A 17,503-nucleotide genomic window follows, 5' to 3' on the forward strand; every position below is an offset into this window, starting at 1 on the left:
ACGGGACGGGACGCGTCAAGACAAATATCACCGCTTCCGCGGTCAAGGCACACCTGCCCGAGAGAATTCCCTTGATATAATAACTCATTCACGGCAGCATCCCGAACATGCCATTGACGCCAAGGGCATGGTTGCCGTGGGACTCTGCAAGGAGGCGGTGAACAACGGCCTGAACACTGAGCAGGCCAGACGAGGCCGCGCTTTGTGCCCACAGCTTCTCCACGGCTGACCAGAAGGTGGGGGTGGGCGCCTTTCTGGAAAAGCGCCCTACCCTGTTCCGCGACTGCTGAAAACAACTAATCGCCCCGGGCCGCCCGGGGCCGGGAGGATCAATGGAAAGCACGATTGGAAAAGCCATTAGACTGGAAACGGAACCGGTGGCAGTGCTCTTTGCCGATGAGAAGCCGGAGGGCGCCGGACAGTTCGCCACGGGGAGTTGGGGGTGCGTCATGTTCCTCCTGGCCGCGGCCAGCCGGGGCAAGACCGGCGTCTTCGACCGGGAGACCTATGGCTGCGTCGGCGGCGGGGTCGGCCTGGGTTTCGGCAATGCCTACGAGTCGTTTCCCGGCGGCATCCCCGGCTTCTGCCGCTTCCTCTCCACCGGCAACTCCTCGGACCCGGCCGGCAGTGCCATGGCTGAGGCCATGAAGAACGCCGGAGCCCGCAGCGAATTCGTCGAGCACTTCCTGCACGGCGAACGCTACAAAAAATCCCCGGAACTGGTGGAAAAGTTCGTGGCCGCAGCGCCCATCATCGAGGTTCCCGCCCCCTACGTGGTGATGAAGCCCCTGTCCCTGGTGGACCCGGAGCGGGAATCCCCGGTCTCGGTCACCTTCCTGGTCACCCCGGACCAGCTCTCCGCCCTGGTGATCCTGGCCAACTACGACCGCCCCGGCTTCGAGAACGTGGCTGTCCCTTACTTGGCCGCCTGCCAGGTGGTGGGAATCATGTCCTACCGGGAGGCCCAATCCTCCGCGCCCCGCTGCCTGATCGGCCTGACCGACATTTCTGCCCGCAACTACCTGAAGAGCCAGGGAGCGAGCGACAAACTGACCTTCACCATCCCCTTCGCCCGGTTCAGGGAGATGGAAGCCAACGTTGCCGGGAGCTTCCTGGAGGGGGAAACCTGGGGCTCGGTCATCGGCAGGGACTGAAAGAGACAGGCTCGGCCAGCAGCAGCCGGTTTTTGGGTGAGATATCCCCCGGAATCTGCTGGGTAAAGACCCGGTAGCCCCGTTCCCGCAGGCCGGCCGCGCGCAGCACATCCATGGCCAGGGGCCCGTCCAGCCACCCCTGCAGCCCGGCCAGGTCGGCCCCGGCCAGATCGTGGCAGCAGGGGAGCACCGCCACCCGCGCCCCGGCAGCCACCGCCCGCTCCAGCACCAGGTCAGTCAGCCCCCCGCAGGCATGGGCCGAGACGACCAGATCGTCCCGGCCCAATGCCACCTCCGCCAGATCCGCCTCCAGCAACCGGACGCGCCCCCGCAGACGCGGCCAATCGTCCTCCAGGGCCGCGGCCAGTGCCGTGGCGCTCGGCGGGACACGCCGGTCCACGGCCAGGGCTACGGGTGAACTGTCGTCCAGCAGCAGCATGATCCAGGCCAGCAGGCCGTGGCCGCAGGCCAGGTCCACCACCCGCCCGCCCCGGAAGCGCCGGCGCACCCGCCGCGCCACCTCCCACGCCTCGTACAGCTCCTTGCGCGGCAGACAGCCCGCACGGCAGACTGCCCGGGCAATGCCGTCGAACAGGGTATCCCCGCTGAACCGGGGGATATGCCTTTCCGCAAGCCGATTACGGGATGATCGGTCCATAATATCAGCATCTCCTTGCGTGTTTTTTCCCAAAGCAACGGCAACGGTTGTCTCTCGCCCGTCACCCCTCTGTCCGGACAATTATCGCATACGGCTTTGCAAAAATAGGGGCGCAAATTCATGATCGCCGGTCTTCAGAGCGAAGCGGGCATCGCCGGCAGAATCACGACCGTTCAACTAGGTACAATATCGGAATCAACACCCCATATTCATTACTACTTTTAGTCACAACCGGAAAAATTTGTACTACAACCACCTCAAGTAATAGTGTTTACGTCCGATAAGCATCAAAACGTCAAACCGGAGGAGGTCAAACGTGAAATTGACAAATCTGAGCATCGGAACCCGCCTGTACGGATTGATAGGCTTCATGTCGGTCCTGTTGATCGTTATCGGCGCCCTGGGGCTCAACAGCGCGAGATTGGCCAACAGCGGCCTGGACAGGGTTTACAAGGATCGCGTCGTCCACCTTCGCGACCTGAAGGTCATCGCGGACATGTATGCGGTAAACATCGTTGATGCGTCGCACAAGGTGCGTGACAGAAACATTACCTGGGCGGAGGGCCGCACGCGAGTAGACGAGGCGAAAAAGACCATCGCCGATCAGTGGAAAACGTATCTTGCCACGAACCTGGTCGCCGAGGAAAGGGAACACGTTGAAGAGATCAAGCCGTTGATGAAAGCGGCCGATGCCGCGCTGGAGCGGCTCTCCTCGATCCTGCACGCTGAAGATGCCGACGCTTGGCAGCATTTGCGGCTTCAGAGCTCTACTCTGTCATCGATCCGGTGTCGGAAAAGTTCAGCGGGCTGGTGAACGACCAGATGAACGTGGCCAGGGACGAATACGAGCAAAGCTCCCACATGTACCGGTTAAGCAGTATGATTTCCCTTGTCGCGACGATAGTGGGGGTACTGCTCGCCGGCGCCTTCGGACTGGCCATTGCCCGCTCCATCACCACTCCCCTGGCAGAGGGGGTTCGGGTGGCCAACAGACTTGCCGCCGGTGACCTGACCGTGGAGGTCGAGGCAACCGGCAAGGACGAAACGGCACAACTGATGGCGGCCATGGGTAACATGGTGGACAGCCTGCGGCAACTGATCTCCGAAGCCATAAGCATCTCCCACGGCATCGCATCCGCATCCAACCAACTCCATGCCACCTCCGACCAGATTGCCACCGGTTCTGAAGAAGTTGCCTGCCAGGTGGGCGCCGTTGCCGCGGCCAGCGAGGAGATGTCGTCCACCAGCCGGGACATCGCGCAAAACTGCACCCTGGCCGCGGAAAGCTCCAAGGGCACCAGCATGACCGCCACAAGCGGTTCCGCAGTGGTTCAGGAAACGAACAACGGGATGGTCATCATCGCCGAGCGGGTCAAGCAGACCGCCAGCACCGTGGATGCACTGGGCCGGCGCTCCGAGCAGATCGGCGAGATCATCGGCACCATCGAGGACATCGCCGACCAGACCAACCTGCTGGCCCTCAACGCCGCCATCGAGGCGGCCCGGGCCGGCGAGCAGGGACGCGGGTTCGCCGTGGTGGCCGACGAGGTCAGGGCCCTGGCCGAGCGCACCACTGCGGCCACCAAAGAGATCAGCGGCATGATCAAGGCCATCCAGAACGAAACCAGGGCGGCGGTCCAAGCCATGGAAGAAGGTGTCAGGGAGGTCGAAAAGGGCTCCGTCACCTCCCACAAGTCGGGCCAGGCCCTGGCCGAGATCCTGGACCGGATCAACGACGTGACCATGCAGATCAATCAGATCGCCACAGCCGCCGAAGAGCAGACCGCCACCACCGGCGAGATCACCTCCAACATCCAGCAGATCTCCGACGTGGTCCAGCAGACCGCCCGAGGGGCCGAGGAGGTCTCCGCAGCGGCGGCCCAGCTTTCCCAGCAGGCCCATCAGCTCGAGAACGTGGTGGGGAACTTCAGGATCGACTGATCGCAGTGACCGGCGGATGCGGTGCGGGATTGCCGCAGCATCCGCCGGTCAGCCCCGTGCAGTGTCCCGGTTGCAACACCCTTCCCCTGCCCCCCTGCTCCTCCGGCAGCGAGGGGGCACCCCCTTCCGTCACCGCGGCGCCCCGACCACCCCGGCCAAGTGCTCCCGCTGCATCATTCCCACCGTCCTGCCGTCCATGGTTGCACCTCCTGGCGGCCACAGCGAGAACTCCGCCCGACCGAAGCAACGTAGCAGACTTCAGCCGGAAACCGGGATATTTTCCGGCCGCCGACAGAAGCGGACACTCCTTCGGCAAGAACTGCTCTTGAACTCGATGCCGCCCGGGTCTATCCTCATACTCAACGATACCCGTGCGCTGCCCGCCCATCGGCGGGGTCAGGAAAGGAGCAGCAGATGACAACATACGGCTTTCTCGGGCTCGGCATCATGGGAGGCCCCATGGCGGCCAACCTGGTGCGGGCTGGATTCGACGTTACCGTCTGGAACCGCAATCCCGCCAAGTGCGCCCCCCTGGTCGCCCTGGGCGCCCGGCAGGCGTCAAGCCCCGCAGAGGTGTGCGCCGCCTGCGACATCACCATTGCCATGCTGGCCGACCCGGCCGCGGCGAAGGAGGTCTGCTTCGGGCCCAACGGGGTGCTGGAGGGGATCGGCGGCGGCCGCGGCTACATCGACATGTCCACGGTGGACGACGAAACCAGCACCGCCATCGGCGCGGCTGTCACCGCACGCGGGGGACGGTTCCTGGAGGCCCCGGTCTCGGGCACCAAAAAGCCGGCCGAGGACGGCACCCTGATCATCCTGGCCGCGGGCGACCGGAGCCTCTTCGACGAAGCCGGGCCGGCCTTTGCCGTACTGGGCAAGACATGCCTCCACCTGGCCAGGTGGGCCAAGGGGCGCGGATGAAGCTGGTAGTCAACATGATCATGGGCCAGATGATGACGGCCCTGGGCGAGGGGATGGCCCTGGGGCGGAAATGCGGCCTCGACGGCGGCCAACTGCTGGAGGTGCTGGATGCCGGGGCAATGGCCAATCCCATGTTCAAGGGCAAGGGGCAACTGCTCCTGAGCGGCGAGTTCCCGGCCAGCTTCCCCCTCAAGCACATGCAGAAGGACCTGCGCCTGGCCGTCGAGCTGGGCGACCGGCTCGGCCAGCCGCTCCACGGCGCGGCCACGGCCAACGAGAGCTTCAAGCGCGCCCGTGCCGCCGGCCATGCCGACGAGGATTTCGCGGCGGTCTTCCGGGTGCTGGAGTAGCGCCATTCCGGCCGGAGCACGCGCCCCGGTTCGCAACGGCGAATTCGGTGCTATGCTGTAACCAGGGCACCGGAATCACCGGCTGCCCGGACCGGGCGCCCTGCCCGCGAACCACGTTCCAAGGAGGCATGCCATGTCACATCTCTTCGAGCCCTTGACCATACGCAGCCTGACCCTGCCCAACCGCATCGCCGTATCCCCCATGTGCATGTATTCCAGCGAAGACGGCTTTGCCAACGACTGGCACCTGGTCCACCTGGGCAGCCGCGCAACCGGCGGCGCCGGCCTGGTGCTGACCGAGGCCACCGCCGTCACCCCCCAGGGGCGGATCAGCCCCCAAGACCTCGGCATCTGGCGCGACGAGCACATCGAATTTCTGGCCCGCATCGTCCACTTCATCACCCGGCGCGGTAGCGCCGCCGGCATCCAGCTGGCCCATGCCGGCCGCAAGGCGAGCACCCCGGCCCCGTGGGAACAGCGGACCGCCACCCTGTCCGGGGCCGAGGGGGGCTGGCCCATCGTGGCCCCCAGCCCCATCCCCTTTGACGAGGGGTGCATCGTACCGCAGGAACTGAGCACCGGGGAGATCGACGCCATCACGGCGGCCTTCGTGGACGCGGCCCGCCGCTCCCTGCTGGCCGGGTTCCAGATCGCCGAGATCCACGCAGCCCACGGCTACCTGCTGCACCAGTTCCTCTCGCCCCTCAGCAACCAGCGCACCGACCAGTACGGCGGCAGCTTCGAAAACCGCACCCGGCTGCTCCGGACCGTCGTTACCGCGGTCAGGGAGGTCTGGCCCGAGCACCTGCCGCTCTGGGTCAGGATCTCGGCCACCGACTGGGTCGAAGGGGGCTGGGACATCGAGCAGTCGGTGGAACTGGTGCGCCGGCTCCTGCCGCTGGGGGTCGATCTGATCGACTGCTCGTCCGGCGGCAGCGCCCCCCATGCCCGGATCCCCCTGGGCGCCGGCTACCAGACCCAGTTTGCCGAACGGATCAGGCGGGAGACCGGCGGCAAAACCGGGTCAGTCGGCCTGATCACGGCCCCGGCCCAGGCAGACCACATCATCCGTTCCGGCCAGGCCGACCTGGTGCTGCTGGCGCGGGAACTGCTGCGCGATCCCTACTGGCCCCTCAGGGCGGCCCGGGAACTGGGGCATCCATCCCCCTGGCCCGCCCAGTACGTCCGGGCCGCGCCGCACAACACCCCGGCCTATCTGCCGAAGAGTTGACGGGCTGAAACACGAACCTCTATGCAAAACTGCTGCGGGGCCGGCCTGCTCTGTTGCCGCCTGCCCAACAGCTCAACGTGCCAACACGTAGGCCTCGCTACCTCGTTCGCGTGCGCCGCGCATTCCGCCCTCCCCGCTACGTTGTGCACGAACCCGGCACATCAGTTTGAGGTGACCAGATGAAATACCTGCCGCTCGGCTCCACCGACCTGACCGTTTCGGAATGCGGTTTCGGCTGCATCCCCATTATCCGCCTGCCCCAGGACGAAGCGGTCCGGGTCCTCCGGCACGCCTTCGACCGGGGGATCACCTTCTTCGACACGGCCAACGCCTATCGCGACAGCGAAGAGAAGATGGGGATCGCCTTTGCCGGCATCCGCCACAAGGTGGTCATCGCCACCAAGAGCCTGCTGCGGAGCGCCGAGGGCGTAACCGGCCACGTGGAGAACAGCCTCCGGAAGCTGGGCACCGATTACCTGGACCTCTACCAACTGCACCAGATCGCCCAGGGAAAGGACTGGGCCGAGGTCACGGGCCCGTCGGGCGCGCTGGAAGCGGCCATGGCCGCCAAGGCCGCCGGCAAGGTCAGGCACGTGGGGGTCACCTCCCATAACCTGGAGATGGCCCTCAAGCTGGTCCGCACCGGCCTGTTCGACACGATCCAGTTCCCCTTCAACCTGATCGAGGAAGGGGCCAGGGATGAGTTGCTCGGCGCGGCCCGCAACGCGGGCATGGCCTTCATCTGCATGAAACCGTTCGGGGGCGGCGTGATCGACAATGCCGCCGTGGCCTTTACCTACCTCCGCAGCCACGACGGCATCTTCCCGATCCCGGGATTCGAGTCCTGCGCCCAGGTGGACGAGGTCCTTTCATTCTACGAACGCGACAACGTCGTCACCGAGCAGGACCTGGCGATCATGGAACAGTACCGCCGCGAGCTGGGCAAACGGTTCTGCCGCCGCTGCGAATACTGCCAGCCCTGCCCCCAGGGGGTGATGATCACCCCGGCCATGGGCTACCCGATCGTTGCCTCGCGCATGTCGCCGGCCGTTGCGGCGGATTTCTGCAGGAAAGCCATGGAAACGGTGCCCCTTTGCACCGAATGCGGGGCCTGCATCGCGCGCTGTCCGTACGAATTGCCGATCAGCGACATTCTCAAGGCGAATTATGCGATGTACCGGGGGCATGTGGCGGGGAGTCAGGGGGGATTCGCAGGTGGTAAATCTTCGTAACTGACGAATCATAATGACAAGCTGCTGAAACAAGACGGCCGCCGGACAAAATGCTCAATTGCGGCAACGCAGTATTATCGTGCAGGATCAAAAATATCCGCAGCTCTTGTGCAACGCAAAGCAGAAGGTTCAACAAAAACAAAAAGGCCTGCAACGATTGCTGCAGGCCTTTGATGTTAACGGCATCCCTTGGTTGTCGCACTTACGAGCGTTATCGGGTGGTGAAATGAGCTTGTTACTGCTCGACTAAGTAGAAACTGCCTGGTGTTTCAGGGGAATACTGCCTATCTATTCAAATAGGTTTTACTTCAGTTGACTATCTTTGCTCCCTCTTCGATTATAGAGCGCTGCTGACTTCTGATTTCTTTCGACTTCCGATTGACAAGCAACACAATAGCGAACTCCGGGCAGTGCCTTGCGGCGTGCTTCTGGTATGGCAGCATCGCACTCCTCACAATGGGTCAAACTTTCGCCGACCGGCAGTCGTTTTCTCGCCAACTCGATTTCAGACTCCACCGTAGCGTCTATCTGTTCCTGCACGGCACCATCGCGGGACCAACCAACAGCCATGGCTATCTCCAATATACGTGGAATTGAGCTACCCCATTTACAGGGCATCAGTCTTGTTACAAAAAATGACTAGAATTTTAAGATCTTGCCGTCAAAACATGCTTCAAATATCTTTTTCATCTCTTCCAAAGTCGGTTTCCGTGGATTGGTACCAGTGCAGGGATCATCCATGGCATTCTGCACCATGGCGTCAAGCTTTTCCTTCCAGGCCGTCGGGTCAATACCGTAGGCCTTGAAGCTCCCCTCAATCCCCACACGTTGCCTGAGGCGCTCGATCTCTCCGGCAAAATCCTCAGCGGTTTCCTTGCCAAGAGCCTGGGCCAGAAGTCGATACTTGTCTGTGTCGCGGCTATTGAAGCGTATCACGTTCGGCATCAGGATGGCGTTGGCGCGACCGTGCGGGATGCTGAACATGCCGCCGATCTGGTGGGCAATGGAGTGAACAATCCCGAGTAATGCATTGGAAAAGGCCACCCCTCCCATACAGGAGGCATCGTGCATGGCTTGCCGAACCTCCAGGTTGTTTCCGTCCTCAAAAGCCCGCGGAAGATTGACAAAGATCGAGCGGATTGAATCGAGGGCCATGGCATCGCTGTAAGGGCTTGCCAATGCGGCAACAAAGGCCTCCACATCATGGGACAACGCATCCATGCCCGTGTCGGCGGTGACATTCTTCGGCATGCTCTTGGCCAAGTCCCCATCGACAATGGCGATGTCAGGACATATCTCGTACGAGACAATGGGATATTTAATCCCTTTGCCGGTGTCGGTGATAATTGATGCGCACGTGGCTTCGGTGCCTGTCCCGCTGGTGGAAGGGATCGCCACGAAACGCGCCTTGTTGCGCAGTGGTTTTACCGAAAAAGGCTTGATGATTTCCTCAAAAGTTGCCTCTGGATATTCATAGAAAACCCACATGGCTTTGGCTGCATCAATGGCCGAGCACCCTCCCAGGCCTATTATGATATCAGGTTTCTCACGGTTAAAAAACGCCACGCCTCTCATCACTGTTTCGACTGATGGATCAGCCTCGACCCCCTCGAAAACAGCCGACTCCATACCGGCTTCCTTTAACAAGTTGATGGTCTTGTCAAGGAATCCGTATTTCTTCATGGAACCACTGCCAGTAACAATAACAGCTTTTTTACCTTCAATTGCTTTCAGGTTTTCCAACGAACCGAGACCGTGGTACGTTTCGCGCGGGACAATGAATGTTGACATGATATTTCTCCTTTGTGTTTTTGTGCAACGCTGTGTTGCCGGTTACCTGCACATGGGCGATGATTGGTACACATGCTGCCTTTTTGCCGCGCATATTTGGCGCGAACCATGGTCAGATACTAAGCTGAATCGATTGAGCCGACAATATACATTCCTATTGAAGTATTGCCTATTTCTGCCGACCAACACATGATATTGCAATAAATTACGTATATCTGTTATATTTTCGAACGAAACACAATAATGCCGCAGGGGGGCCAAATGACGCAGGCATCAGAATCGCTGCGAGAACGAAGATTGGTGGAATTACTTGATTCCCTGGCAACGGGAGAAGGGCTTTCTTCCTCAATTCTTGAGGGGGTTCAATTCATGCGGTCGGATAAATACAGCCCCCCCATTCCCATGCTCTATGACCCCTGTATCGTGATTGTGGGGCAAGGGCGCAAGACAAGTTACCTGGGAGATCAGGTCTATACTTATGATCCGTACAATTACCTGGTGCTTTCGGTACCATTGCCGCTTGTATGTGAGACAGAGGCCAGCCCTGAAGAACCCTTGCTGGCTGTTTCCATGCGGGTGGATCCGGCAACATTAGCAGAGTTGCTGATGGAAATGGATACGGACATAGCAATGAACGGAACCGTTCCGAGGGGTATTTATTCGGCACCGTTGACCGGTGAACTGATTGATGCCACGGTGAGGCTGCTGGAATGCCTGCGGTCACCCGTTGACAGCCGTATTCTCGGGCCGCAGACCATGAGAGAGATTACCTACAGGGTGCTTTGCGGGGAGCAGGGGGGCGCGTTGAGGGCAGTGGCCATACGACACAACCGTTTCAGCCAGATTGCCCGGGCGATACGACTTATCCATGCGTCTTATCAGCACGAGTTGAACATTGAAACCCTTGCCGGTGAGGCCGGCATGAGCGTGTCGACGTTTCACCACAACTTCAAGCAGGTGACTTCGGCATCTCCGCTACAGTACCTCAAAAGCATCAGACTGCATAAAGCCCGGATGCTTATGGTACAGGACGGCCTTACCGCAAACGCTGCATCCGGGCGGGTCGGCTACGAGAGTGCATCTCAGTTCAGCCGGGAATTCAAACGATTCTTCGGCAATACTCCAGCGGATGAAGCCGCAAAAATGCGGAACCTGGGTGGAGGGAATTCATGAGATCTGGGAATATATTGAAATATTCAACAACCGGCAGCAACGGCAGAGGCGTTTAGGATACATTTCACCGGCAGTATTCGCAGCAGGAGGTAGAAACGGTAACGGTGGTCGTCACTCAGAAAACGGGCTGACCATCGTTACTGTCAACGGAAGACAATGTGGTAGAGGATGATGTAAGCGGGGTTTGCGGGCCGTGGTTGAGACTTCGCTGCTGCAACTTGTCAACGTGGATGACCCTACTGCTGTGCTAGTCAACCAATCAACAACGTCCCCCCGCCTTCCCGTGATGCGGATAGACCCCGGTTCCACAAGGTCAATGGCGTCCTTGTCCCATGCTTCCATTTCAGTGATTTTGTATGTGCCGTCGATGTTCATCGCGGTTCGTATCTGCCGTTCATCTTGGCAGCTTGGGAGTGTGACCCTTCATTTTTCCCCATGTGATGGCGATTTGCCCGTGCCATTTCTTAAGGCCTCACTTTTCACGGCAAAAATGTGCTTCTAAGGCCGATAATGCGCCTTTATTATCGGAATAACTTTATAATTTCGGCTTATTAGCTTGGTCCGACCCCAGCCGCGTTGCCGACAAGCGACCACCAGACTGGGGGTCTGGTGATCGCTTGTCGGCTGTCACAGACGCACTGGACTTAGAATCCAGCGATTCAGACACATACGACTAATAATCCCTCGACGGCGGTTAACAGCCACGTGCTCTACCGAGTGAGCTATTGGGGAAATTTACATTGGCGACCCGCCAAAGGATACGATATACTGCCCCCATGAAAAAGTCGCTGCTCGAAACCAATCCCTACCTGAAAGATGCTGCCACTCGCAACAAGGCATTGGCCCGCAATGTCGCATCTTCTTCGGCTATCGAGGGGATAGTGGTAACACGCGATGCAAAGAGTGGACGCTTCGTCTCCCGGAAAAAAGACGATGGAGTTCCTACGAAGCTGGTAAAGACCTCTCGATAATCTCCGCAAACAACCGCTTCATCGGCAGATAATTTCTATCCAGCCCTGCCTGAACCGCGGCAAAGTATTCTTCCCGTCGATCGCCATCCAACAAACTGAAATCAAGGACCGGCAAACCAGCCTGCAACGCCATTAACGTTGCCAGCAGACGGCCTAATCGTCCATTTCCTTCGCGGAAGGGATGAATCAGCATCAATTCAACATGCACCTCGGCCAGGGCGTGGGCGGCCTCATCCCTCCCACCCAAACAGCAGGGTGTATATTCTCGCAACTGTTTGCGTTCGAACTCGTCCATCAACGCAGGGATAAAACGGGCCTGAGCGAAATCGAATCCTCCCTTGCTGATGTTAACGCCACGAAACTGGCCGGCCCACGGATAGATGCTCTTCAGCCAGAGGCGATGCATCATGCAGATATCCTCAACTGTGAAGGGCTGATCGTTCGTCACCTCCCCGATGAGTTTCCTCTGGGCCCGCCACAGAGCATTTGTCTCGGCTTCTCCCATTTCCACAGAATCGGTGATACCCTTTTTGTTGCGCAGCACTGTCCCGTTGGAGCCGGGCTCATATTGGTCCTCAATGAGGCGCGATGTGTCGTAACGATCTGGCGTCATTTTTCGATACCGATTGTGTCGCTGTTTTTGCCAAACAACTCTGTCATCTGCTTCTGGGTGAGCCAGACAGTGTCATGGTCAAGGCGAACTTCAGGCGAAGAAGCCCCGTCAGGAGTCTGATAAAGGACAATGGCGTTATCGGCTCTGTTCATGCAGTCCCCCCATGAAGTCAAATGGTGTCGCTGTTTTTGCCGAACAGTTCGGCCATCTGCTTCTGGGTCAGCCAGACGGTTTCATGGTCAAGATGTACTTCGAGGGAAGTGCCGCCATCCGAACTTTGGTAAAGAACGATCTGGTTTTTGTTTTTATCAGTCATGGCACTGCCCCTCATGTTTCACGTCGTTCTTTAGGGATTTACGAAAAACAGCTTGCTGCTGCCGCAATCCGCGCACTCTCGGAAAAACTTCTGTCCTTCCTTGCGAATGCGCTCGTTGTGGCCATCTTTGCCGCAGGTAATTTTTATCGGAGTATTGCCGTCGCAGACTCCGCATTTGAAGTAGTAACCGAATTTGCCATAGACAATGGTCAGGTTCTCGTTCCGGCAATTCCTGCATGCAGGCTTGTTTGCCGGCGCATCGGTATCTGGCCCATAGGTCGGGGCTTCCGGCATCGCGACTACAGGAGGAGCTGAAACAGCGTTGGCCCCTTCAACTTCCGCAACGCCAAACTTCGCCGCGTAATCAAACGAGCCCGGCCGGTGCAAACGCACCAGCTTCTCTGCAAAATCGCGTAGGGTATCGCTGCCGATGAGCTTCGGCGCCTCGATGATCGATTTCTTGTCCATTATCTGATCGATGTATGAAACGAAAGCATCTGCCTTCACGATTGAGGAAAGATCAAATGGTGCCTTTTCCGGCCTGATAATTTTTGACGTTGGCGCCAGCAGCACGAAATTGCGGTAATTGATCGAAATTGCAAAACAAAACCGACGAGGGGCAAGATTGCGGTCATCGACACTCATCTGAAGTGCCTGGATATGGCGAGCATTCTGCTCGACAGGAGACTCTATAGCTTGGTAGCCCTTGCCGTTCCAAACCAGAAACTCCCCTTCAGGGGTAATCTTGATCCCATAATAGTAGTTCTTCGACTCCAGCACATAGACATCCAGAAAGCGGTTGATCAAGAGATGATCTATCTGTGCCACCCTTCCCCGATGCTCTATCCGCAGGTCATGGATCACCGCCCAGTTCTGGGAATCCTTGTAGCTGAAGTCCAGATAGTAGGCTGAATTCTGTTCGTTGCGTTCACCTGCCTGAAGGCACTTCAGTTCCCGTTCCACGAGAAAGCGTTGCTTTGCAGAGAGATTGAGCCCCAACAGGCGGTTGAGTTCCTGAATGTCTTCCTGGCGGCTGTCTTTACTTTTGAGAATCATGATACCTCACGGGATTATTGGAAATGATCAAAGTCGCCACGCCCGGCGATGTTCGGCCAGATACTCACGAGCCGGAGATTTATCCGGGTCTGTCGGGGGGATGATGCCACGGCCGGAGAGGGTCAGGAGCAGGCCGGGGAAGTTGGGATCAATGCCGATGGAGCGGGAGGTGATGACGGTGTAGCTGTCGGAGACGCCGAGCATTCCCTCGTCAAAGCCCCAGTGGCAGAGCCGGCAAAGGGCCATGCCGTTGCGGATGTCGTCGTTCTGGCTTCTGCTCCACGGCACGATATGGGCCGCCTCCACCACGGTGTGGCCGTCTGGGGTGACGATACGGATGCCGCACAGGGCGCAGCGGTGGTCGTAGGCCGTGGTTACCACCTTGCGGAACGCCTGGTCCCGCACCGCCGGCCGGTAGTTGTCCGCCTCGACGATCTCCTTCACCAGCGGCAGGTGCGCCTGCTCCTCCAGCAGACGGCTGTAGTCGAACGCCTCCCGGTTGATGATCGACTGCTCCCGCAGCTGCGCCGCAGCCTCGGGTGAGAAGCAGGAAAGGAGCAACGCTTCCCGCAGTGCCTCCCGCCCCTCCCCGCTCTGCATGACCCGGAACAGCCCGTCTTCCAGCTTCGCCCCCAGGGCGTATTTACGCAGGTAGCTGACGGAGGCGGTGTTGTTGATCACCGCATCGGTGATGGTCTTTCCCGGTTGGGGGACCAGCTCCCAGAACGGTTCACGGGAAAGGCGGGAGAAGGGGAAGGCGATACTGCTGGTCTGCCCCAGCGGCACCACCCGCCGCCAGTATAGGTTGAACAGCTCGTTCAGCTCCACCAGATCGGCGGTGACGTCGATGAACGGGTTGGAGATGACGCCGCGGTGCACAAGGTCCAGCACCGCCAGCAGGAGGATGGGCTTATGCGGGGCCTTGCGCTTGGTAGCCTCTGTCCAGACCGCGCCGGGGGCGCGGGAGAGTGAGGAGAAGAGTTTGAGGGAGGGGGTGAGATCGGTCATGGTACGCGACCCGCGAGGACAGACTCAAAATAGCTTGGATACTGTTCAAGGACTGCTTCGATCAGTTTAGGATGAGACCTGAGTGCGGGAGCAAAGAAGTGACCGGTAAATCCCTCAGCGCATACGTCGCTGCAGAGGTGTTGAGCTACCACACGATCTGCAAATCCGTACTCATAACTCGAAATCGAAAGCCAGTCTGGAAGTCCGTATTTAAGAGACTTTTGAAATAGAGCCAAAGGTGCTGCTGTTGTGTCGGAGATTTTGGCATCACGAAAGAGAAACTGCGCTACTGCCGCAAGAATAAGACAGCAGTCGAAACCGAGCGTACTCTCGCAGAAACCGATTAAATCTTCATCTGTCAGTTGCCTGCGTTGTTTACTACCCCATGGCTTAGTCCCTCTTGCGGCACTCGAGACTTCAAAAAGAGCATTATAGGAATTACCTTGTATCCAAAGACGGGCCAATTGAATGGGAAGCGATTTAGGCTCCACCGCATGGAAAAACTTATCATCTGACAGATCAGAGAAAAGTTGCCATACTTGTGCCAGCCAGTCTTCATTGGACTTCAACGAAAGGAGAACTTCGCGATTGTCACGAACCCAGCTTTCAATAGCCTTAGCACTTTTCACACCGAGAAGTGTCTTCGAATACATAGCCTGTTTTTCTGCAGTCGGTTCATTTTGATGGATATATTCAGCGACTGAAACAAAAAGGCCTGTTATGTTGGGCTTAACATCATCGGAAGCCAAATGATAGGCAAGAGTTGCTGAAGCAAGCCTTTCTGCAGAAGCTCTAAAATCCTCGTAAGTGCCATCCCCACGATTTGCCATTAGATAACTCTCAACCGCATAAATAAGTTTACGTCGTCTGCGGAGTTCAGTCACTAATGATTGAGCTTTAAATTTGAACTTCGGATTCAATCTCACAACTTCATTGGCCCAAGCAAGCCAACTGTCCTCACCGAATAGAATGAAGGAACATAACCCTTCCGTGGGTAGCCGCAATAGCCCTTTGCCGTCACTGCTACGAAATGGAGCAAATATTTCCAACAGCGAACTAGTTGTACTCTCCGACCGATCTGAGGACAAGAGGTCAACAGAGGACCTGAATCGCCAGTGTTCCGAACGTCGTTTGTCAAATACATTAGGGTCAGAAAAGATAATAAGGCCTTCCGTGTGCATCCCTGAACGCCCTGCTCGGCCTACCAAGTTCTGGAAATCGCGAACCTTGATCTTTTCTCCTGCTTGATGGATACCAGGGACAATCAAGTATCTAATTGGCAGGTTAACACCTTGAGCCAATGTCGATGTACAGGCCACAAAATTAATCTTGCCCTGCTGCATTGCGTATTCGACGGAAAGTCTCACACCATGCGGCGTAGTTCCATGATGAACGAAAACCCCAAGTGCTGCCGCTAGGGTTATGCTTGATGCGTCTCCAAAATGTCGACCAAGAAGGTTCTTCATCCTCCGCAATTCATCTTGGTTAGCTGAAGTTGCAGGCGCTGGAATTGTTAATCCTCTTTCGAACACTTCGACGGCACGAGCAGCCATGTTCGCCGCCGTGTCTTTTCGTCCACAAAAAATTGCAACCGCTCCTTGCGAAACCAAGCGAAACCCGAGATACAGAGAAATGTCTTTCGAATTGTCCTTCTCAGGGAAAACTACACCATCCCCCGTGAGAGCTTGTTGTTCAATGACTCGAGGCACAAAATAATCATGCTGATCATAATTATCCGATTCGAAAAACATGAGCTGCCCAAGTCGCTCAATCCAACTCGCAAATGCCACTGATCTGGCAGTGGGCAGCAACCCGCGGCCACCAACAACTTGAGCATCATCTCCCATAAGCCACTGGGCAATAGCCTGTGCGTTCTGAATTACCGCAGAAACAAGGACAGTTTGTGCACCCGTTGGGAGAAGTCCTTTAATTTCCGTCAGCAGAAGTTCATACGTAATACCTCTGCTGCCAGAATCAAATTGATGACCTTCATCATATATGACTATACCGATGTCGTTAACGAGAGTTGGCGTCTGGCGGAGTACGTAGAGGAGTTTTTCCGGTGTTAAAGCAAGAATATACTGTGATGTAGTGGCCTCTTCTCCTATAAATTCAGCAATTTCATCAAGAAAGTCGAGTTGGATTGCGTCAGAAAGCTCATTAACTTTGACATCGTCATCTTTGAAAGCATGTCGCAAAGAGGTGCTAATTTCATGACAGAGTGCCCTGAATGGGGCAACTACCACAGCCAGCCTCGTTCGACCAGACAGGAATCCACTTCGAAGCACAATTTCAACTGATCGAGTTTTTCCTGCACTTGTCGGCATTTGAACAATGCCCGATTTTCCTGAAAAGAGTCCGGCCTGCCCAAGCAAAATCTGAGACGGCCATAGCTCTTTCGGAAAATCACGTCTACGAATCGCTGTGGCCCATTCTTCAGCCGGTATCCCAGTGAAATCTGGCAATGTGACCCAGGAAGAGGCTTTCACGCGCAACTTTGCAATCGCTGCAATGATATCTATGAAAAGCAGATCACGTGCCGATCCACCCTCATAAGCACGATGTCTCAATGAGTCAATAGCCGATGTCAGTTCTGTAAGACCTGAGCCGTCGTAAAAATGATTGGCCAGCAGTTTCGCCACGTCGTGAATTGCTTCCCCGTAGAATGGATGTATGTCATTTGGATATTCGTTCCACCGAGCCGAGAGAACCCAATGCAGTAGTCTATCCACTGACGAATCCGTATCCATTTGAATTCTACGTGCTAGCACCATACTGCTTCCAGGCCGGCGAGCAAGATAGTACGCAGACGAGGCAAGAAGAGCCGTGTCGCGCGAGATACTCTCAGAAAATCTGGATTCTAGGAATGCATCAAAGAAGCTTGCGGAAAAACCCACTTCGTCAATTGCTGTTGGTGGCAGCGGCACTCCGTCATTTGCAGTATCACTCAAGGCTGCGGCAACGTCACCCAACGTGCCAACAGTAAGGAGGAATAACTCTTGTGGCTCACTTTTCGGTGGCACTGCAATGTGCAAAGACTCTGGCAACCCGAGTTCATACATTTTGCCTTTTGATCGGGTTATAC

The 17,503-nt window shown here is 57.4% G+C and carries 10 protein-coding genes and 2 pseudogenes; 7 read left to right on the plus strand and 5 right to left on the minus strand.

Annotated elements, in window-relative coordinates; all coding sequences use genetic code 11:
- Positions 1-332 precede the first annotated feature (332 nt).
- Entirely contained in the window at positions 333-1,154 is an 822-nt protein-coding gene (locus A2G06_10105) for a hypothetical protein (GenBank protein ANA40583.1), read from the plus strand.
- On the opposite strand, the gene A2G06_10110 is transcribed toward A2G06_10105, so the two are convergent.
- Positions 1,138-1,812, minus strand: coding sequence for a methyltransferase domain-containing protein (locus A2G06_10110; protein ANA40584.1), 675 nt, complete (start codon positions 1,810-1,812; stop codon positions 1,138-1,140). The genes A2G06_10105 and A2G06_10110 overlap by 17 nt on opposite strands.
- A gap of 316 nt (positions 1,813-2,128) precedes the next feature.
- Between A2G06_10110 and A2G06_10115 the strand changes: the two are divergent.
- The 4 genes and pseudogenes from A2G06_10115 to A2G06_10130 all read left to right on the plus strand — a co-directional run bounded on the left by A2G06_10115 (position 2,129) and on the right by A2G06_10130 (position 7,490).
- Positions 2,129-3,753, plus strand: a pseudogene (locus A2G06_10115) (chemotaxis protein).
- Between the two features lie 414 nt (positions 3,754-4,167).
- Positions 4,168-5,027: pseudogene (locus A2G06_10120) on the plus strand (3-hydroxyisobutyrate dehydrogenase).
- Between the two features lie 133 nt (positions 5,028-5,160).
- Complete coding sequence (locus A2G06_10125; protein ANA40585.1) at positions 5,161-6,258, plus strand: oxidoreductase; 1,098 nt, start codon at positions 5,161-5,163, stop codon at positions 6,256-6,258.
- Positions 6,259-6,437: 179 nt separating this feature from the next.
- Entirely contained in the window at positions 6,438-7,490 is a 1,053-nt protein-coding gene (locus A2G06_10130; GenBank protein ID ANA40586.1) for an aldo/keto reductase, read from the plus strand.
- Positions 7,491-8,129: 639 nt separating this feature from the next.
- On the opposite strand, the gene A2G06_10135 is transcribed toward A2G06_10130, so the two are convergent.
- The gene (locus A2G06_10135) at positions 8,130-9,281 is read right to left on the minus strand and encodes a hypothetical protein (GenBank protein ANA40587.1); all 1,152 of its coding nucleotides are present in this window, start codon (positions 9,279-9,281) and stop codon (positions 8,130-8,132) included.
- 261 nt (positions 9,282-9,542) lie between these two features.
- Here A2G06_10135 and A2G06_10140 point away from each other — a divergent pair, with 261 nt between their 5' ends.
- Positions 9,543-10,454: an AraC family transcriptional regulator gene (locus A2G06_10140; protein ANA41649.1), complete on the plus strand. Its 912-nt coding sequence runs from the start codon at positions 9,543-9,545 to the stop codon at positions 10,452-10,454.
- A gap of 942 nt (positions 10,455-11,396) precedes the next feature.
- Here A2G06_10140 and A2G06_10145 read toward each other — a convergent pair.
- The 3 genes from A2G06_10145 to A2G06_10155 form a co-directional block, all read right to left on the minus strand.
- Complete coding sequence (locus A2G06_10145; protein ANA41650.1) at positions 11,397-11,966, minus strand: hypothetical protein; 570 nt, start codon at positions 11,964-11,966, stop codon at positions 11,397-11,399.
- 418 nt (positions 11,967-12,384) lie between these two features.
- Positions 12,385-13,410, minus strand: a complete 1,026-nt coding sequence (locus A2G06_10150) for a hypothetical protein (GenBank protein ANA40588.1) — start codon at positions 13,408-13,410, stop codon at positions 12,385-12,387.
- 27 nt (positions 13,411-13,437) lie between these two features.
- Positions 13,438-14,418, minus strand: coding sequence for an HNH endonuclease (locus A2G06_10155; GenBank protein ANA40589.1), 981 nt, complete (start codon positions 14,416-14,418; stop codon positions 13,438-13,440).
- Positions 14,419-16,648: 2,230 nt separating this feature from the next.
- Here A2G06_10155 and A2G06_10160 point away from each other — a divergent pair.
- Positions 16,649-16,873 carry a hypothetical protein gene (locus A2G06_10160; GenBank protein ANA40590.1) on the plus strand — a complete coding sequence of 75 codons (225 nt, stop codon included), beginning with the start codon at positions 16,649-16,651 and terminating at the stop codon, positions 16,871-16,873.
- Positions 16,874-17,503: the final 630 nt, after the last annotated feature.

It is taken from the genome of Geobacter anodireducens, assembly GCA_001628815.1.
Lineage (GTDB): Bacteria > Desulfobacterota > Desulfuromonadia > Geobacterales > Geobacteraceae > Geobacter > Geobacter anodireducens.